The following is an 18431-nucleotide window of genomic DNA, read 5'->3' as shown; positions in this document are numbered from 1 at the left end:
AGTGGTTTATATTCGCAGCGGCTGAAGAAGCAGCGCTGCGCGCGCACGTTGGCAATCAGGGAGGCCCGAGGTGCATGAGGCAATACAGGTGAACCATCGCGATGTCACCCTGGGAACCGGCGACGCCGTGCGGCTGAGCTGGGCAGCCACCACCGACCGCGGTCGGCGCCGCGAGAATAATCAGGATGCATTTCTCGCCGAATATCCACTTTTTATCGTCGCCGACGGAATGGGCGGGCATGCCGGTGGTGAGGTGGCCAGCCAAAGCACAGTTGCTCGTATGCATGAACTCGTCGCGCAGGGTCTTGTCGATGGCGCTGGCGTAGAAGCGGCAATTAGTCGTGCAGTAGACGACATTATGCAGCATCCGGAAGCAACCGATGAGGGCACCGGAACAACCCTGACCGGCGTTTTCTTGCGCGCAGAAGATGCCCGATGGACATCGCTCAATATTGGTGACTCGCGTGTCTATCTCATGCGCGATGGCGCTCTGGCACAGGTAACGACCGATCACTCGGTTGTTCAAGAACTCATTGCGTCGGGTCGCCTGAGCCCAGAAGAAGCCGAAGCGCACCCGTACAGCAACGTGATCACGCGCGCTGTGGGCGTCACCGAGGTGTCACCGCCCGACTACCGCGAGATTGAGGTACGTGTCGGTGACCGTTTCGTTGTGTGTTCGGACGGGCTAACAAAAGAGCTCACCGACTATGGAATTCTTCATTTTCTTACGGAGAATGCCCAGGCCTCGGCTGCTGTAGAAGCCATGCTGACGGCAGCTCTCGAAAACGGCGGTCGCGACAACGTCACGCTCATCATTGTTGATGTGCTCGAGGCCACCTCGGAGCAGTCGCAGGGCGACATCGATGCTGCTGCCGCAACGGTTGACCCCGATCAGACGGCCGATTCCTCCCCGAACGAGGGATAAGAAGAGTTATTCTCGTCAGCTGTTTTTTGCCGGCGTGTACGGCGGCAAAGCAACAGACTGACAGACATGCACACTGACCCTGCCGATCCGCTCGTATTACCCGACGAACCTTCGCCGCCCAGTAAACGAGCGTTACCCATGGCAGGTGCTGTGGTTCCGGTGATCTCTGGTGTTGTGCTGTTGTTGGTGACGGGCTCACTATTCGCGCTGTGCTTTGCAGCTCTGGGGCCGGCGATGATGGGCGCATCACTCATCGATTCTCGTCGGCAGCGACGCCGCGAACAGCGTGAGTCGGCCCGTGAATACGAAGAAGCATGGCGGCGAACAACCCGGCAGTGGCAACAGCATCAACAGCGGGAACAAGACACGCGTCTGCGAGAGGCACCGGATGCTGCACTGTGCCTGGCCGATCCTCCGCTGCGTGGCATGCTCCTTGACGCTTCGACTGTGGTTACTGTTGCGCGCGGCACAGACCGCAGCCGCATCCGGTTGAGCGGTGGCACGGGGGAGCGGGCAGAGAAATTTCGTGAGCAGGCCGCAACCATTACGGGTGTGCCACTGGTTGTATCGCTCGGAAGTGGAATCGCTATTCGCGGATGCGGGGCCGTGACACAGGCCGTGTTGCGCGCAATCGTCGCCCAGTTGTGCCTACGATTCGGCGTGCGTGCACTGGCTGTGATTGGTGAGCCTGAGCACCTCGAACAGTGGGGGATCCACGCACTGCCGCATGCAGCCCACGCACGTTCGGGTGTATGGCGCGTGGGAGTGAGCGCGGGTGCAATCATAGGGCGCGCAGATAGCAGCATCGTGCTGCTGGATGAAGACGACAAGGTTCCTGAGGGTGTCTCGGTGGTGATCGACTGCAACGATCCGACATCCGCCGTCATCAGACACGGTGAACAGACCATGCGGGGCGAAGTAGAAGGAATATCACGCCAACAGATCGCTGTGCTCGCACAGCAGCTGGCACGCCACGACGACGGTGTCGTCGCAATGCCCGAGCGCATCGCGCTGCATGAGCTGGATCAACCCGCACTGTATTCCGACGGTCTCCTCGCGGCGATCGGCGGAGACGGAGCACACACGGCGGCTGTCGACCTGGTCGAAGACGGACCCCATGCGATTGTTACCGGCGTCACAGGAGCGGGTAAGAGTGAGCTCCTAGTCAGCTGGGTAAGCGCGCTCGCGACGGCCTATTCTCCGGAACAACTGCATTTTGTACTCGCCGATTTCAAGGGCGGTACTGCGTTTGACCCGCTGAAACAGCTACCGCACGTTGCCGCAGTGATGACCGATCTCGACGCAGAAGAAGCGGAGCGCGGCGTGCACAGTCTTCGTGCCGAACTGCGCAGGCGAGAACAACATCTCGCCGACCGAGGAGCACGGTCGATTGCCGACCCGAAGAGCGAACTCGCCCGCCTCGTCATCATCGTTGACGAGTTTGCTGCGCTGCTGAACGAACACCCCACCCTCGCCGAAGTGTTCACCGATATTGCCGCGCGCGGCCGTGCACTGGGCATGCATCTGATCATCGGAACACAGCGAGCAACAGGCGTCGTCCGTGACGCTCTCGCCGCCAACTGTCCGTTACGAATCACGCTGCGAGTCACTGACGCCGCCGATTCTCGCCTCATGATTGGTTCTGATGCTGCGGCCGAGCTATCGGGAGAAAGCGGTGCCCGAGGCCTTGCACTCATGCGGCGGCCTCGCGACGCAGAGCCGGTGCTGTTTCGAGTCGCTCTCACCGCAGAGTCGGATCTGCGCCGCATTGCCGCCCAGTACCCGGATGCCACTCGTGCGACGAGCCCCTGGCAGCCGCCGCTGCCGACCGAGGTCACTCTCGCCCAGCTGCGTGCTGCAGCACGCGGGCCGGGTCACGGTGGGGAATCGCAGATTCACCTGGCACTGATCGATGATCCCCAGCGTCAGCGCCGTGACGTGTTGAGCATTACCCCGGGCCGAGACCGCGGCATGATGATTGTTGGGGGAGCAGCTAGCGGTAAAACAACAGCAGTGCAGATGCTTGTCGACCAGTACCCGCACACGCTGGTCATCCCCGCCGATGAGGAACAGGCATGGTCGATCGTGCACGAGCTGGCGGCAGGAGAACGACCAGCAGCCCCGCTCATTGTGTGCGACGACATGGACGCACGGCTGGCAGCATTTCCGCCCGAATATAGCCAGGTGTGGGTCGAGAACTGGGAACGCATCGTTCGCTCGGCAGGCGCTTGGGGCAGCACAATCGTGTGCACAGCCACGCGACTGTCGGGCGGTACAACGAAGGTTGCCGACCTCTTACCGCGACGCGCGCTTTTGGCGCTGCCCAACCGCCACGATCATGTGGCAGCGGGAGGTGACTCCGCGCAGTACATCCCGCATCGCCCGGCCGGTCGGCTCAGTATCGACGGGTACTTCGCTCAGGTCGCATACCCCGATACCGATCACCGTGCGCGGTCGCATCCGACGCCAGCGTCGCCAACGAACGAACCTGCCTGGCAACCGTCAGCACGGCTGACCGTCGTTATCACACAGCGTCAAGAACTTACCGCCGCAGCATTGCGCCAGGCATGGCCGCAGCATCCGGTACTCACCCTCACCGACGTTCTTGCGCAGCACGATCCCCTCGCATTCACGCCGCAGACCGGTCCCGACCTGCCCGCGGGGGCCATTATTGTCGGCGAGGCAGAAGGCTGGCAGCGATCATGGCAGCTGTGGCAACATGCCCGCGGTGTGGCCGATATTGTGGTGCTGCCCGAGTGCACGACAGAGCTACGGACACTCGTCGGATGGCGTGGTCTTGCTCCCTACCTGCGGCCGCACGCCGGCCGTGCATGGCTCGTTACCGGCGGCCAAGACCCCCAGCGCATCGTCATTGCGGCTCTTGCGCCGCAACGGGCCGCTCCCGCCGAAACTGCGGCGTGGGCGCGGCACGAATGGGCGTAGACGATCGCGATTCGCGCGGCGGAGCCTGGCGGCACGACCCGGGCCACTAAGCCAGGGCAGCACCCGGGCGAATCATGCCGACCGTACGGCCGCCACCCTCGACCTCCAGCGGCAACACGGCGACGAGCTCCGACAAAGCCTTTTCATCAATCGCACCAGCCTGCGCCAACAGTGTTGCGGCAACCACGGTCGAAGCCCGCGGCGAACCATCGAGCATCTTCAATGCCACGGTTGTTCCATCCGGGGCCACCATGGTCATCACACCCTCAGCACCACCCTTAGCAAAAACCCCCAGGTGTTCAATCGCCTGCGTATCCGCTCGCCCCGGGCCGTCAATAGCCCACGGGTTCTCGCGAACGGCACGAACGAGCGCACCCGCGGTGCGATGCAGCGCAAAAGGCGAACGCTCCGAAGCCCCGCCCACACGGTGAATACCGTGCGCCAAAGCCTCCAAGCTCATAGCGTAAACAGGAGCACCGCAGCCATCGACTGCCGTTGCGACGACCTTATTGGCCGTCAAACGCTCCATTACTTCACGAATGTGCACCTGCAATGGGTGCTCACGATCGAGGTAGCCGCGCGTTGGCCACCCCGTCGCAACGCAGGCGTGAAGCATGGCGGCGTGCTTACCGGAGCAGTTCATGCGCACACGAGCAGGAGCACCGTGATCACGCACCAGTTCGTCTCGCGTCGCGGAGTCACTCGGCCACGCGGGCGGGCACTCCAGGTCGTCTTCTGTCAGGCCTGCACTCTGCAAAACTTCGCGTACAACGGTCACATGCCGGTCTGTTCCAGCGTGGCTGGCCGTGGCCATCGCTAACTGCTCACCCTCAAGTTCGGCACCGGCCGTGACACAGGCAATCGCCTGAAACGGTTTCAGGGTCGACCGGGGCAGGATGGGGGCGTCGGTAGGGCCTAGCTGGCGAACAACCTCACCATCGCTAGAAAGAACCAGCGCAGTACCGGCATGGCGCGACTCAATAAAACCGCTGCGTTCGACAACGGCCAATTCCACAGCGTCGGCAACAGAGAGCGTCTCGAGCATCCTGCCAGCCTAGCGCTGTGAACCGTCATATCCGCACTGGCACTCCTCCGAGGGGCCTGCGACGATAGAACCATGGCATGGGGGGAACATCATTACGCGCTCACCGCAACGTGGACGGGTAACAAGGGAACGGGTACGAGCGGCTACCGCGATTATTCGCGAGACATCACGGTGAGAATCGACGGCAAACCCGACAGCTACGGTTCAGCTGATCGCGTGTTTCACGGCGACGCCGAACGCTGGAATCCCGAAGACCACCTTCTCGCAGCGCTCAGCCAGTGTCATCTGCTGTCGTATCTTCACGTGTGCGTGCGAGAACAAATTATCGTGACCGCCTATCACGACCGTGCTGCCGCCGTTCTCCAGCAAGACAATAACGGCGGCGGTGCGATCACCGAGGTCATTTTGCGCCCGCACGTGACCGTCGCCGATGCCGCCATGATGGAGGCGGCCCTGCATGCCCACGAGCAAGCACAAAAATTATGCTTTATTGCGAACTCCGTCGCGTTTCCGGTGCGGCACGAAGCGACGGTAAGTACGGCGGATGCTGCGCAGCGCAGCATCCGGTAATTGTTAGCGCAGCCTCGCAGCCTACAGGCGTTCGCGTGGCAAGACCTGCTTGATGCGGTCGACCGTGCCCTGCGCAGGAACCTCGTTATAGCTACCGGCTAGTTCTTGCCCCGAGAGAGCGTGAATTGCCGCCATGATCTCGTCGGTGGCCTGCCTGCGTGCCCGCCCCGATGTGGCCGGGCCGTGGCCGGAGAGGTCGAGTGGCTCGCCGAACTTGACGGTCACGCGCTGGCGCAACGACGGCATTCGAGCACCCTTCGGCATAACTTTGTCGGTGCCAATAAGCCCGACGGGAACAACGGGGGCACCGGTTTGCAATGCGAGAAAAGCAACACCCGTGCGCCCTTTATAGAGGCGACCGTCGCTAGAGCGCGTGCCTTCCGGATACAGCGCAACAGCCAGACCCTCATCGATGAGTCGCCGCTGCTGATCCAGGGCGTCAAGGGCCGCCTGCCCGGCGCCGCGCCGGACGGGGATAGCGCCGATCGATTCGAAAAAGGTGCGCTTAAGCCATCCGCGAAAACCTTTGCCCTCGAAATAGCTTGATTTTGCGAGAAAGTGCACGGGTCTCGGCGCAGCGACCGGGATAGCAATCGAGTCGATAAACGAGAGGTGATTGCTGGCCACTATGACGCCGCCGCTGCGTGGCACGTTTTCTTTACCCTCGACGCGAGGTCGGTATACCAGGCGAGCCAGAGGGCTAATGGCCATCCGCCCGAGTCGGTACGTAGCGCCCGCTCGATGCACCTGTGTAGGTGCATCGGGGGTGGAGTTTGCGGGGTCGGTGCTGGTCACTCTTCGAGGGTAGTGGAGGATTCATACCTGCTTGGGCATGCCGCGTTCAGTGTTAGCCAAGGCGCGTAGAGGAAGATAGCTGTATCCCGTTTTTACTTTTTTGAGGTTTATTGTGCGTTTACGCCCCCTAACGGCACTCAGTGCCGTGGCCATTTCTGCTCTGCTGCTGACCGGATGCTCCGGCAGTGCCGACCCCGAACCCGACCCCACTGCCGATGCGAATGCTGACGCAGCCGACAGTCAGTGTCTGCTTGATGCGCAGCCCAGCGAGGCATCCGATGCGGTCACCGTGGAAGGCAGCGGTAACGATGCAGTTGTCTCCCTTCCCAGTGATTACGCGATCGACGATATAGCCCGCACGGTTGTTAACGAGGGTGACGGCGACGACGTGCACGCTGGTGACCTCGTTACCGTGCACTTCTCGATTGTTGACGCTGCCGACGGCAGTGTTCTTGATTCGAGCGACCGTGATGGCGAAGACGCATTGCCGATGCTGCTCGACCCGCAAAACTCTTCACTCTTTGTTGCCGCGCTAGAATGCCAGCCGCTGGGTAGCAGTGTTGTGTTGGCGTTGCCGAGCTCCGCTCTTGGTGGCGGTGACACCTCGCTCGTGGTGTACGCCGAGTCGGTCGAGAAGCTTCCGACGATCGCGCAGGGCACCCCGGTTGACCCGGTAGAGGGCATGCCCACCGTCGAGCTTGATGATGACGGTGCGCCCACCATCACCATTCCCGACGCCGACGCACCGACAGAAACGCAGATCGCTGTGCTGCAGCAGGGAGACGGTGCAGAAGTTGCTCCCGGCGACCTTGTCGCAGTGCAGTACCGCGGTGTGAAGTGGAGCGATGGCAGCGAGTTTGACTCCACATGGAGCCGCGGTGGCACGCCCACCCAGCTCCCGACCACCGGTGTCGTCACCGGTTTCCGTAAGGCGCTGGAAGGCCAAAAGGTAGGCTCGCAGGTGCTTGTCGCTATGCCGCCTGCCGAGGGCTACGGTGAACAAGAGGGCCACGAGCTGCAAAACGAAACTCTCGTTTTTGTTGTTGACATTGTGGCAACGGCGCCTATCGCACAGTAGTGGGTGATGTGTGGCATCCGGAATAGACAGTTGTTTCCGGATGCCACGCCCATCGCCCCGTAGGCTGGGCGCATGCGTCGCATCATCGTTCTTGGTTCTACTGGTTCTATTGGCACCCAGGCACTCGAAGTTATCCGGGCTCATCCGCGCCGGTTTCGACTGGTGGGTTTAGCCGCCGGAACAAATCGCGAGCAGGTGCAGCAGCAGGCTGAGCAGTTCTATGTCGAGCACACGGCGCTCGGTGCGAGCGAGGCGGAACAGCTGGTGCGCGACGTCGACGCCGATATTGTGCTCAACGCCATTACCGGCTCTATTGGCCTGGGCAGCACTCTGGCAGCCCTGGAGAGTGGCCGCACACTGGCGCTCGCCAATAAAGAGTCGCTGATTGTGGGTGGCGACCTGGTCACCGCGGCGGCACAAGAGGGGCAGATTGTGCCCGTGGACTCTGAGCACTCCGCTATTGCTCAGGCGATGCGTTCGGGCGGTGCGGGCGAAGTGCGGCGCCTCGTTGTCACTGCATCCGGCGGGCCGTTTCGTGGGCGTAGTCGGGAAGAACTCGCCAACGTCACCCCCGAACAGGCTCTGGCGCACCCGACGTGGAACATGGGGCCCATGGTGACCACCAACTCGGCGACGCTGGTGAACAAGGGGCTCGAAGTCATCGAAGCCCATCTGCTGTTTGGTACGCCGTACGACCAGATCGACGTTGTTGTGCATCCGCAGTCGATCGTGCATTCGATGGTCGAGTTTGTCGATGGTTCGACGATCGCCCAGGCATCGCCGCCCGATATGCGGCTGCCCATTTCGTTGGCATTGGACTGGCCCGACCGGGTGGGGGGAGTGGGCGTGCCGCTGGATTGGACACAGGCCACCAGCTGGACGTTCGAACCGGTCGACAACGAAGCCTTCCCGGCAATCACGCTCGCAAAACGAGTGGGGCGTGCGGGGGGCACCTATCCGGCTGTCTATAACGCCGCCAATGAGCAGGCCGTGCACGCTTTTCATGCGGGACGACTGCCGTTTTTGGGGATTGTTGACACGATCGAGCGGGTGGTTGGTGCGCACGAAGAGCCGGGCGAACTCACCGTCGAGGTGCTGAACGACGTCGAAACGTGGGCGCGCGCAGAGGCCGATCGCGTTATCGCTGAACGGCAATAGCAGGCCTCGTTGAGTTGTCGCGGCGTCGAATCGGCGGCTCTGAGAATATTCGAGGGTAAAGACGACTAACGTGTCAGCGTGGAGATGATGCTGTACATCGGTGGTCTGCTGTTCATGCTTGTGGGCTTAGCGGTATCCATCGCGTTGCACGAAGTTGGTCACCTTGTGCCGGCCAAACTTTTTGGCGTGCACGTGGGCCAGTACATGATCGGTTTTGGTCCGCGGCTGTGGTCGCGCCGCTGGGGAAGCACCGAGTATGGCGTAAAAGCTTTACCACTCGGCGGATATATTTCCATGGCCGGCATGTACCCGGCGACGGCGGATGGCGAAAAAGCGACGGGGATGTTTCGCACCCTCGTACAAGATGCTCGCGATGCTAATAACGAAACAATCGTCGACGACAATCGAGTTTTTTACCGGCTTTCCACCCTGAAACGCATCATCATCATGCTCGGTGGGCCGATCATGAACCTTGTTTTGGCGGTCGTTATTTTTACCGTGCTGCTCTCGGGCGTTGGTTTGCAGCAGGCTACGACGACCGTGTCGGCGGTGGCTGAATGTGTGCTGCCTGCCACTTCGCGGTCACAAACGTGTTCTGCTGATGATCCGGTTTCACCTGCCGCGCAGGCGGGCCTTCTCCCCGGAGACACAATCATCAGTGTGGGCGGTGAACCGGTCGCTACTTTCGCTGAGGCCAGCAGTATTGTACAGCGGTCACCGGATGCTGCTCTTGCACTGGTTGTTGAGCGCGGCGGCGAACAGCTCACGCTGACGCTCACACCGATCGCAGCGCAGCGCCCCGCTGTCGATGCCGACGGGTTAGCCGTGGTTGACGATAATGGCGATCCGGTCATGGCGACGGTGGGCTACGCGGGCATGACCTCGCAGGTCGAGTACGTGCGTCAGCCGATTCTCTCGGGCAGCCAGATGGCATGGGAAAACGCTGTCGCAGTGGGGCAGATTGTGGTGACGCTACCGCAGCGCCTGTGGGATGTCGGCGCGTCGCTGGTGACCGGTGGCGAGCGCGACCCCAACGGACCCCTGAGCGTTGTGGGCGTTGGCCGTATTGCCGGAGAGGTAGCGGCCACCGATGCTCCCGTGCTCAACCGGTTTGTGGTGATGCTCGGACTTTTGGGGTCGCTCAATATTGCGCTGTTCGTGTTTAACCTCATACCGTTACTGCCGTTGGACGGCGGTCACATTGCCGTGGCGCTGTGGGACGGCGTGCGTCGTGCCTGGGCCACACTGCGACGAGCGCCCGCACCGCGCCCGGTCGATGCCACCAAACTTGTTCCTATCACGGTGGTTGTTGCCGTGGCGCTGGTGGCGATGGGCGGGCTGCTGTTGATTGCCGACCTCATCAACCCGGTACGTATTTTCGGTTAGCTACTACTTACCTGTTTGCGGCTCGGCAAGGGCGTGGGCAACGAGACGCTCGAGCGTGGTGATGCCATCGTGAGAAAGAATCGACTCCAGGTGTCCCTGCACTGACGCGAAGTGGTTGCCGCGGAGCGCGTACACGTCACCGGTGACAGGATCGGCCGATACTTCGGCATCCGGAACCTGGGTCGTGCCCTGCGGTACTCGCGCCGTGAACGTGTTGTAGAAGCCGATCGACGCGTCGTGCTCAAAGATCGGCACCGTTTTTTGCACACCCTGGTGCGGTTCATCCAGCGGCTGCAGGTCGATGCCGAGGGTATCGGCCAGAATCTGGTGGCTGAGGCACACGGCAAGCAGCGCACGGCCGGCTTCGCGGCGACGCGCAACAACCTGTTGCATCCGGCTGATACGCGCAGAAGAATGATCGCGCGGGTCGCCAGGGCCAGGTCCTGCAATGACGAGGTCGGCCTGGTCGATCTGCGCGTCGGTGACGGCGTGCCAGTCAACAACCTCGGCCGTGCAGCCCAGGTGACGCAGCTGGTGGGCGAGCATGGTGGTAAAGCGATCTTCTGCGTCGATGACGAGCGCGTGCACCCCAACAAAGGGTGTGTGGTGGGCGGCATCGGTTTGCGGGGTGATCCAAAAATCGGCCAGGCGAGCGTTGCGCGAAGAAAGAAGAGCGGCGATCTCGGGGTCGTTTACCAGATCGTGCTCGGCAGCATCCGGGGCATCCGGATCACTGGCGGGGGTCGCAACAGCGCGATCAACAGCACCAATCGCGCCCAACACTCCCGCAGCTTTTCCGTGCGTCTCACTCACTTCTCCGTGCGGATCAGAATGCCGCACGAGCGTTGCTCCCACGGGTACGCGCAGTGTGTTGTTCTTGAGGTAGGCGGTGCGAATAAGAATGGGTGCGTCGAGATCGTATTCACCCCCGGATGCTGGTGTAAACAGCGCTGCCACGCCGGAATAGTAGCCGCGCGGTTCGGTTTCGTAGCGTTCGATGACGGTGCACGCGTTTTGCATGGGGGAGCCGGTCACGGTGGGGGCAAACATCGTTTCGCGCAGCACATCACGCGGATCCAGCTTGCTGCGGCCACTCAGCATGTACTCGGTGTGCGTGAGCCGTGACATGCGCTTGAGGTGGGGCCCCGTGATACGACCGCCATCGGAGCACACCGCACTCATCATCTTGAGTTCTTCGTCGACCACCATAAAGAGTTCTTCGGTCTCTTTTGTCGACGACAAAAACTCCGACAGCGCCTCTTTTGTCACACCCTCGGCCGGGTGCCGGAAGGTGCCCGAAATGGGGTTCATGGTCACGCTGCCGCCACGCTGCACAACGTGTGCTTCGGGGCTGGCGCCTACAGCGATGAGGCCGGGGGTGAGCACGGCAAAGGTCCAGTAGGCACCGCGCTCGTGCTCGAGAAGAGCGTGGAACCAGGTCAGTGCTGCCAGGCGTTCATCGGCGTCGATGCGCGCGGTAAAGTCGCGGCGAATAACAAAGTTGGCACCCTCGCCACGCCCAATTTCGTCGCGGATGACCTTCGACACGACGGCTGCATAGTCGTCATCGCTCACATCGAAGCCGGCATCGTGCAGGGCGATGGGTTCGGAGGGAAGATCGCTCAGCGCGCTCTGGCGTGCGTAGGTGTACCGTTCGTCGACAATAATGCAGCGCAGTGGCGCGCCGTCATCCGCGGCGGTGAAGCCACGTTCGCGTACCTGACGGTAGGGCACCATCGCAAAGATTTCTTTGCCGAGATCCAGCGGAATATCGGCTAATAGATCAACGTCGCGCACGTTCCCGGTGAGTACTTCGATGGGGGATGAGCCTGAGCGGGCCAGCAGAACAAGGGCCTGCTCGGGGTCGTGGGCGAGCGCCAGCACATCGTTGCTGCTGATGGCGGGGGCTGTGGCGTCGGTCATCGGGAATCTCCTGCGGGGTAGAACCGGTGCGGCACAAGACAACGAAGACCGCCCCGGAAGGCGGTCTGTGTTTCGTGGGTACGCGAACTCACCGCCTAGGAGGCGGGCCACCAGATGCGGGTCGCGGTCATGCGCTGAAACTATCACATACCGCGCTTCCAGCCTTACTGCAGTTGCACGCTAGTACTCTTAGAACGTGTCTGCTGTGAATCTGGGGATGCCCCGAATCCCCGAAACGCTTGCCCCCCGCCGCAAGAGCCGCCAAATCAAGGTCGGCAAAGTTCTTGTGGGCGGAGGTGCTCCTGTCAGTGTGCAGTCTATGACGACCACGCCCACGACCGATATCAATGGCACTCTGCAGCAAATTGCCGAGTTGACAGCATCCGGTTGTGAAATTGTGCGCGTTGCGGTGCCGACTCAAGACGACGCCGATGTGCTGCACATTATTGCCAAAAAGAGCCAGATTCCGGTGATTGCTGATATTCACTTTCAGCCGCGCTATATTTATGCCGCGATCGATGCTGGGTGTGCTGCCGTGCGGGTCAACCCCGGCAATATTCGTGAGTTTGATGGCAATGTGGGCGCGATTGCTAAGGCTGCGGCCGAGGCCGATGTATCGCTGCGTATTGGTGTGAATGCGGGTTCGCTCGATAAGCGTCTGCTCGAAAAATATGGTCGCCCCACGGCAGAAGCCCTCGTAGAGAGCGCGGTGTGGGAGGCCTCGCTGTTCGAAGAGCACGGTTTTCATGACTTTAAAATTTCGGTCAAGCACCACGATCCCGTTGTTATGGTCAAGGCATACCGGATGCTGGCCGAGCGCGGTGACTGGCCGTTACACCTGGGTGTCACCGAGGCTGGCCCTGCTTTCCAGGGCACGATTAAGTCGGCGACAGCCTTCGGTATTTTGCTCGCCGAGGGCATTGGCGACACGATTCGTGTTTCTTTGTCGGCACCTCCTGCAGAAGAAGTCAAGGTCGGCCACCAGATTCTGCAGTCGTTGAATCTGCGTGAACGCAAACTCGAGATTGTTTCGTGCCCCTCGTGTGGCCGTGCGCAAGTAGATGTGTATGAATTGGCTAACTCGGTCACGGAAGGGTTGAAAGACCTCACGGTGCCGCTGCGTGTTGCTGTTATGGGCTGTGTTGTTAACGGGCCAGGAGAGGCGCGTGAAGCCGATCTGGGTGTTGCCAGCGGTAACGGCAAGGGTCAGATTTTTGTGAAGGGCAAGGTTATTAAAACAGTGCCCGAGAACGAGATTGTGGCCACGCTCATTGAAGAGGCCAACCGTATTGCCGAAGAGATGGGGCTAGAAGCCGGCCTTGGTTCGGCGGAGGTTGTGACCGGCTAGCACCGAGAACGCGTACGTGTTTTCCACATAACGCTTTTTGTGCATTCTGGTGCATGCATGTCGACATTAGCGTCGTTCGCGACGGTGCTGCTGGGGGCGTAAAGCATGGCCCGTCATCCGTGGGGAAACAACTGCAAGGATGACAGAGGAGTCACCATGAAGCGTTTCCGTTCACTCGCGGTTGTGCTGGCGGTCGCCGCCGGCACGATCGTAGGAGGGGCGATGGCCACCAGTGCCAGTGCCCACGGTTGGATTACTGATCCGGGTAGTAGACAGCACCACTGTGCTGAAAGAGCTACCTCGTTTGACTGCGGTGCTATTAAGTATGAACCGCAGAGCGTGGAAGCACCCAAGGGTTCGATGCTGTGTAGCGGCGGCAATGACCAGTTCCGCATTCTCGACGACAATTCGCGGGCGTGGCCTCGTACCACGATCAACTCGACCACGACGTTTACGTGGAACATCACAGCGCGTCACGCCACAAGCACGTGGGAGTATTTCGTTGATGGTCAACTCTTTAAGACCTTCAATGACAACGGCGCACGCCCACCAGCAACCGTGACCCACACTCTGGAAGGGCTCCCTGCGGGCGATCACACGATTTTTGCTCGCTGGAACATTGCCGACACCGGTAATGCTTTCTACAACTGCATTGACGTGCGCGTAGGTTCGGGCGGCCAGCCCGACCCCGATCCCACACCCACACCGGACCCGACCACGGATCCGGATCCTGACCCCGAGCCCGGCGAGTGCACTGCAGCCGCCTGGGACAGCGGCACCGTATACACCGGTGGACAAACAGTCAGCCACGATGGCGTGGAGTACCGCGCCGCCTGGTGGACGCTGGGGGAAACCCCCGGCACCACAAGTGAGTGGGGTGTGTGGAAAGAAGTGGGAGCCTGCTAGACGCGATAGTTGAGAGGTAAACACCGGGGAGGCCTGCATGCGCGCGGGCCTCCCTTCTTACGTTTACGGTGCCCTCCGGCATCCGGTCGTTATCTCTACGTAATATCCACATGCATATAAAAACTCTGACTGAGTGGGGGCAAACGGCAGTTAGCCTCGCACAGATGGTTTCGCTGGGGAGAGACATACGAAACCGTCTTTCATGGGAAAAGGAAATGACAGGAGTCACAATGAAGCGTTTCCGTTCAATGGCTGTGGTGGTGGCAGTTGCTGCCGGCCTCCTCGCCGGCGGAGCAATGGCGACCAGCGCCAGCGCCCACGGTTGGGTTACCGACCCGGGTAGCCGACAGGACCACTGTTCAACGGGGGCAACCTCGTTCGACTGTGGTGGCATCAAGTACGAGCCGCAGAGCGTTGAAGCCCCGAAGGGCTCCATGCTGTGCAGCGGTGGCAACGAAGGCTTCGCGATCCTCGACGATGACTCGCGCCCCTGGCCTCGCACCACGATCGACTCGACCACGACCTTTACGTGGAAGATCACCGCGCGTCACTCAACCACCTCGTGGGAGTACTTCGTCGACGGTGAGCGGTTCAAGACGTACTACGACAACGGCAAGCGTCCCGAGGCTACCGTTCAGCACACCCTGCAGAACCTTCCTGCGGGCGACCACACGATCCTCGCACGCTGGACCATCGACGACACCATCAACGCGTTCTACAGCTGCATTGATGTGACCGTCGGCGAGGGCGGCAGCGTTACCCCCACGCCCGACCCCACCACCGACCCTGAGCCCACTCCCGACCCTGAGCCCACCACGGGCCCTGTCGAGGAATGCGACGCTGTTGCATGGAACTCGGGCACTATCTACACCGGTGGCGAGAAAGTTAGCCACGACGGTGTTGAGTACCGCGCCGCATGGTGGACCCTGGGTGAAACACCCGGCACCACCGGTGAATGGGGCGTGTGGAAAGAACTGGGCGAGTGCGCCTAAGCTGTCTCGCACCTAGTGCCGGGGCGTAACTGACTCTTGTCATTGCACCCGACACGAAGCGAAGGGGGTCGTGTTTACGAACACGACCCCCTTCTCACTGCCCACAAACAGCGCGCGCTAAGCAGGCGAAAAAGTGACGCGACCCGAAGCGATCGTGGCGCTTTCGAGACGCAGTCTGACGAGCGTTCCCGGGTCTGCCCCTTCGGGAACAGGTGCCCGAGCCGTGACCGCAGGGTCGGCAATCTGGATGGTTGCTTCACCGTCTCCATTGCGCGCCCGCAGGACCGTGGCAGTAAAAACCGTGCCGACTAACGGCGCCAAAACAGCGGCTTCGACACGGTCGACCGTCGCGGCGTTCAACTGACCCGACCGCGACGACGACTGCTGCATCAGCGTGGGTAGCTCGGCAAGACTCTCGCGGGCCCACTCCGGCACCGCTCGATCCTCGGCGATAGCCAGGCAGATCGTCAGAGTCCAACGATCAACAAGTCGACGCAGGGGAGCGGTGGCATGGGCATAGGGTGCACCAATCGCCGCCTGCATGGTTTCTTCGGGCAGGTCGCCATCAAAAGCGTGATAACCCGCGCCACGAAACAGTGCGCTCGCGGCATCCAGAATGGGCAGGGTGCTCGGATCTCGACGATCAAGCTCGCGCAAGTATCGGCCATAGCGGCCCTCGGTCCACGGATTACCCAGCGCGACAGTCTGCCGTCGGAACGTCTCAAACGCTTCATCATCGGGCTGCGGCATGGTGCGCAACACACCAATTTTTGCTTCGAGCATCATCTCTGCGGCGGCCATGCCCGTCAACAGAGACAGCTGCGCGTTCCAGTCTTCTATCGGCAGCGGACGACGCCGCCGAATGCTGTACACACCGTTGCCTTTAACAACTTCGTTATCGGGCAGATTCAAGCTCGCGCCACCACGGGCAGCCTCGCGGTCAATCCGCAAGCGTCCGATCCGCGGCAGCAGGGCGGCAGCAGAATCTTCACCGCGTTCCAGTCGATCCTGCTCGGTCTCGTAATCGAGCTTGGCGCGCGACCGGATGAGCGCACGCTGCAACTGTGTTGCGGCGAGGGCGCCATCAGAATCCAGTTGGAATGTCCAGACAAGCGCGGGGCGATCAGCATCCGGAAGTAGCGAAGCTTTACCCTCGCTGAGGCTGAGCGGATGCAGCGGAATCGAACCATCCGCCGCGTAGAGGGTTTGACCACGCTCGCGGGCGGCATGATCCAGCACCGAGCCGGCAGTGACAAAGCCGGGCACATCGGCAATCGCGTAGCGCACCGTGTAGCCGCGCGCAGCTTCTTCCAGATGAAAAGCCTGATCAAGGTCCATAGATCCGGCTGGATCAAGCGTGACAAAAGGAATATCGCGCAGGTCGAGTTCGGGAGCCGGAGCACTCGCCTGCTCGGCCTCCCGTAGCACCTCGGCGCTGAACGGGGTTTCATAGGGTTCGCGTAGCTCGGCCAATGCCTGGGCGAGTTCGCTCTGTGCAGCAGATTCAGAAATATGCGATCGGCGCTGTGGCATGTCGGCCAGCTTACGCACGTCACAACGGTCGTCATATTCGTGACCACGCGTGAGCATCACTAGACTTGGCACGTGGTCACCCGTCTTTCGCAACTCTTTGTCCGTACTCTTCGTGAAGACCCGGCCGAGGCCGAGGTCACCAGCCACCGCCTGCTTGTGCGCGCCGGATATATTCGCCGCCAGGCAGCCGGCGTATTCGCGTGGCTGCCGCTCGGGCTACGGGTACGCCGACGCATTGAACAGGTGGTGCGCGAAGAGATGGAAGCCGCCGGTGCGCAAGAGGTGCATTTTCCTGCCCTCATGCCGCGGGAGCCCTACCAGGCCACGGGCCGGTGGGAAGAATACGGCGAGCTGCTGTTTCGATTGAAAGACCGCAAGGGCGGCGACTATCTTCTCGCGCCCACGCACGAAGAAGCTTTTACCCTCATGGTGAAAGACCTGTATTCGTCGTACAAAGATCTGCCGCTGACCATTTATCAGATCCAAGACAAGTACCGTGACGAGGCGCGTCCGCGTGCCGGTCTTCTTCGCGGTCGCGAGTTCAGCATGAAAGATGCCTACTCGTTTGACATCGACGACGAAGGCCTCAATGTTTCTTATCAGGCACAGCGCGACGCCTATGAGCGTATTTTTCAGCGTCTGGGCATGGAATACGTCATTGTGCAGGCCGACGCGGGTGCCATGGGTGGTTCGCGCAGCGAAGAATTCTTGCACCCGACGCCCATCGGTGAAGACACCTTTGTACGCTCCGCAGGCGGTTACGCCGCCAACGTTGAGGCATACACAACGCCTGCTCCCGATGCCCTACCCATCGACAGCGCAGGGGCCCCCACGATTTTTGATTCACCGGATGCTGCCACCATCGACACCCTCGTGGCACAGGCCGCGACCGTGATCGACGGTGGGTGCACGGCCGCCGACACGCTCAAAAACGTGGTGCTCAAACTCACGTACCCCGATGAGACCACCGAGCTGGTTGTTGTCGGTATTCCCGGAGATCGCGACGTGGAAGAAAAACGCGCCGAAGTTGCTTTCGCACCGGCCGAAGTGTCGGCGGCGACCGACGATGACTTTGCCGCGCACCCCGCACTCGTTCGCGGATATATCGGGCCGTGGAGCGCACAGGGCCCGGTCCTGGGAGAAAAATCGACCAGTGGCATCCGGTACCTGGTTGATCCGCGGGTAGTGACCGGTACATCATGGGTTACCGGCGCGAATGAACACGAAAAGCACGCCTATAACGTGGTTGCCGGACGCGACTTTACCGCCGATGGCACGGTAGAGGTTGCGACCGTTCGCGACGGCGATGAGGCTCCTGACGGTTCGGGCCCCGTCACACTGGCTCGCGGTATGGAAATTGGGCACGTTTTTCAGCTCGGCCGCAAATATGCCGAAGCCCTGGGTCTGCAGGTGCTCGACCGCAACGGCAAACTCGCCACCGTCACCATGGGGTCGTACGGCATTGGTATCACTCGAATTCTTGCGGCGATCGCCGAGCTTAATAGCGACGACCGCGGCCTTATCTGGCCAGCGCAGATTGCGCCGTTCGACGTGCACGTCGTTGCCACGGGCAAAGACGAGCTTGCCTATCAGTTGGCCGAAAAACTGGTGACACAGCTCGAAACAACCGGGCGCGATGTGCTGTACGACGACCGCCCCAAGGTTTCCCCCGGCGTGAAGTTTGGCGATGCCGAACTGCTCGGCGTGCCCACGATCGTTATCGTCGGGCGCGGTGCAGCCGATGGCCAGGTTGAACTGTGGAACCGCAGCACCGGCGACCGTCAGACGATCGCCGCCGACGACCTTCTCGGGCAGCTGGGTTAGCAGCA

14 protein-coding genes are annotated in these 18431 nt (G+C 61.3%); 10 read left to right on the top strand and 4 right to left on the bottom strand.

Annotation, left to right across the window (positions count from 1 at the left end; all coding sequences use genetic code 11):
- Positions 1–88 precede the first annotated feature (88 nt).
- A complete protein-coding gene (locus tag ACQUSW_RS04140) occupies positions 89–925 on the top strand; it encodes a PP2C family protein-serine/threonine phosphatase (protein ID WP_428930982.1) in 837 nt (278 codons plus the stop codon).
- Between the two features lie 66 nt (positions 926–991).
- Positions 992–3868: an FtsK/SpoIIIE domain-containing protein gene (locus ACQUSW_RS04135; protein ID WP_428930981.1), complete on the top strand. Its 2877-nt coding sequence runs from the start codon at positions 992–994 to the stop codon at positions 3866–3868.
- 46 nt (positions 3869–3914) lie between these two features.
- On the opposite strand, the gene ACQUSW_RS04130 is transcribed toward ACQUSW_RS04135, so the two are convergent.
- Positions 3915–4913 (bottom strand): asparaginase, encoded by a 999-nt coding sequence (locus tag ACQUSW_RS04130; protein ID WP_428930980.1) that lies wholly within the window; start codon positions 4911–4913, stop codon positions 3915–3917.
- Between the two features lie 72 nt (positions 4914–4985).
- Between ACQUSW_RS04130 and ACQUSW_RS04125 the strand changes: the two genes are divergently transcribed.
- Positions 4986–5483 (top strand): OsmC family protein, encoded by a 498-nt coding sequence (locus ACQUSW_RS04125; RefSeq protein WP_428930979.1) that lies wholly within the window; start codon positions 4986–4988, stop codon positions 5481–5483.
- Between the two features lie 21 nt (positions 5484–5504).
- On the opposite strand, the gene ACQUSW_RS04120 is transcribed toward ACQUSW_RS04125, so the two are convergent.
- Positions 5505–6194 (bottom strand): lysophospholipid acyltransferase family protein, encoded by a 690-nt coding sequence (locus ACQUSW_RS04120; protein WP_428931277.1) that lies wholly within the window; start codon positions 6192–6194, stop codon positions 5505–5507.
- Positions 6195–6390: 196 nt separating this feature from the next.
- Between ACQUSW_RS04120 and ACQUSW_RS04115 the strand changes: the two genes are divergently transcribed.
- The 3 genes from ACQUSW_RS04115 (at position 6391) to ACQUSW_RS04105 (ending at position 9900) form a co-directional block, all read left to right on the top strand.
- Positions 6391–7356 (top strand): FKBP-type peptidyl-prolyl cis-trans isomerase, encoded by a 966-nt coding sequence (locus tag ACQUSW_RS04115; protein WP_428930978.1) that lies wholly within the window; start codon positions 6391–6393, stop codon positions 7354–7356.
- A gap of 72 nt (positions 7357–7428) precedes the next feature.
- The gene (dxr, locus tag ACQUSW_RS04110) at positions 7429–8514 is read left to right on the top strand and encodes a 1-deoxy-D-xylulose-5-phosphate reductoisomerase (protein ID WP_428930977.1); all 1086 of its coding nucleotides are present in this window, start codon (positions 7429–7431) and stop codon (positions 8512–8514) included.
- A gap of 78 nt (positions 8515–8592) precedes the next feature.
- Positions 8593–9900, top strand: coding sequence for a M50 family metallopeptidase (locus ACQUSW_RS04105; protein WP_428930976.1), 1308 nt, complete (start codon positions 8593–8595; stop codon positions 9898–9900).
- A 3-nt stretch (positions 9901–9903) separates the two neighbouring features.
- On the opposite strand, the gene ACQUSW_RS04100 is transcribed toward ACQUSW_RS04105, so the two are convergent.
- The gene (locus ACQUSW_RS04100) at positions 9904–11823 is read right to left on the bottom strand and encodes an anthranilate synthase family protein (RefSeq protein WP_428930975.1); all 1920 of its coding nucleotides are present in this window, start codon (positions 11821–11823) and stop codon (positions 9904–9906) included.
- Positions 11824–12040: 217 nt separating this feature from the next.
- On the opposite strand from ACQUSW_RS04100, the gene ispG reads away from it, so the two are divergent.
- The 3 genes from ispG to ACQUSW_RS04085 all read left to right on the top strand — a co-directional run bounded on the left by ispG (position 12041) and on the right by ACQUSW_RS04085 (position 15069).
- The gene (gene ispG, locus ACQUSW_RS04095) at positions 12041–13171 is read left to right on the top strand and encodes a flavodoxin-dependent (E)-4-hydroxy-3-methylbut-2-enyl-diphosphate synthase (protein WP_428931276.1); all 1131 of its coding nucleotides are present in this window, start codon (positions 12041–12043) and stop codon (positions 13169–13171) included.
- Between the two features lie 156 nt (positions 13172–13327).
- Entirely contained in the window at positions 13328–14077 is a 750-nt protein-coding gene (locus tag ACQUSW_RS04090; RefSeq protein WP_428930974.1) for a lytic polysaccharide monooxygenase, read from the top strand.
- Positions 14078–14307: 230 nt separating this feature from the next.
- Positions 14308–15069 carry a lytic polysaccharide monooxygenase gene (locus ACQUSW_RS04085; RefSeq protein WP_428930973.1) on the top strand — a complete coding sequence of 254 codons (762 nt, stop codon included), beginning with the start codon at positions 14308–14310 and terminating at the stop codon, positions 15067–15069.
- Between the two features lie 117 nt (positions 15070–15186).
- Here ACQUSW_RS04085 and ACQUSW_RS04080 read toward each other — a convergent pair whose 3' ends face one another.
- Entirely contained in the window at positions 15187–16602 is a 1416-nt protein-coding gene (locus ACQUSW_RS04080) for an RNB domain-containing ribonuclease (RefSeq protein WP_428930972.1), read from the bottom strand.
- A gap of 72 nt (positions 16603–16674) precedes the next feature.
- Between ACQUSW_RS04080 and ACQUSW_RS04075 the strand changes: the two genes are divergently transcribed.
- Positions 16675–18426 carry a proline--tRNA ligase gene (locus ACQUSW_RS04075; RefSeq protein WP_428930971.1) on the top strand — a complete coding sequence of 584 codons (1752 nt, stop codon included), beginning with the start codon at positions 16675–16677 and terminating at the stop codon, positions 18424–18426.
- Positions 18427–18431 lie beyond the last annotated feature (5 nt).

The sequence above is a fragment of the Microbacterium luticellae genome, assembly GCF_050408645.1.
Classification (GTDB): domain Bacteria; phylum Actinomycetota; class Actinomycetes; order Actinomycetales; family Microbacteriaceae; genus Microbacterium.
Note: the sequence above shows the minus strand (reverse complement) of the source record. Positions and strands in the feature narration are given on the sequence as shown.

Coding starts and splice junctions, on each gene's coding strand:
- ACQUSW_RS04085 (WP_428930973.1), top strand. CDS start 14,308: ATGAAGCGTTTCCGTTCAATGGCTGTGGTGGTGGCAGTTGCTGCCGGC.
- ACQUSW_RS04090 (WP_428930974.1), top strand. CDS start 13,328: ATGAAGCGTTTCCGTTCACTCGCGGTTGTGCTGGCGGTCGCCGCCGGC.
- ACQUSW_RS04125 (WP_428930979.1), top strand. CDS start 4,986: ATGGCATGGGGGGAACATCATTACGCGCTCACCGCAACGTGGACGGGT.
- ACQUSW_RS04135 (WP_428930981.1), top strand. CDS start 992: ATGCACACTGACCCTGCCGATCCGCTCGTATTACCCGACGAACCTTCG.
- ispG (WP_428931276.1), top strand. CDS start 12,041: ATGCCCCGAATCCCCGAAACGCTTGCCCCCCGCCGCAAGAGCCGCCAA.
- ACQUSW_RS04100 (WP_428930975.1), bottom strand. CDS start 11,823: ATGACCGACGCCACAGCCCCCGCCATCAGCAGCAACGATGTGCTGGCG.
- ACQUSW_RS04120 (WP_428931277.1), bottom strand. CDS start 6,194: ATGGCCATTAGCCCTCTGGCTCGCCTGGTATACCGACCTCGCGTCGAG.
- ACQUSW_RS04080 (WP_428930972.1), bottom strand. CDS start 16,602: ATGCCACAGCGCCGATCGCATATTTCTGAATCTGCTGCACAGAGCGAA.
- dxr (WP_428930977.1), top strand. CDS start 7,429: ATGCGTCGCATCATCGTTCTTGGTTCTACTGGTTCTATTGGCACCCAG.
- ACQUSW_RS04130 (WP_428930980.1), bottom strand. CDS start 4,913: ATGCTCGAGACGCTCTCTGTTGCCGACGCTGTGGAATTGGCCGTTGTC.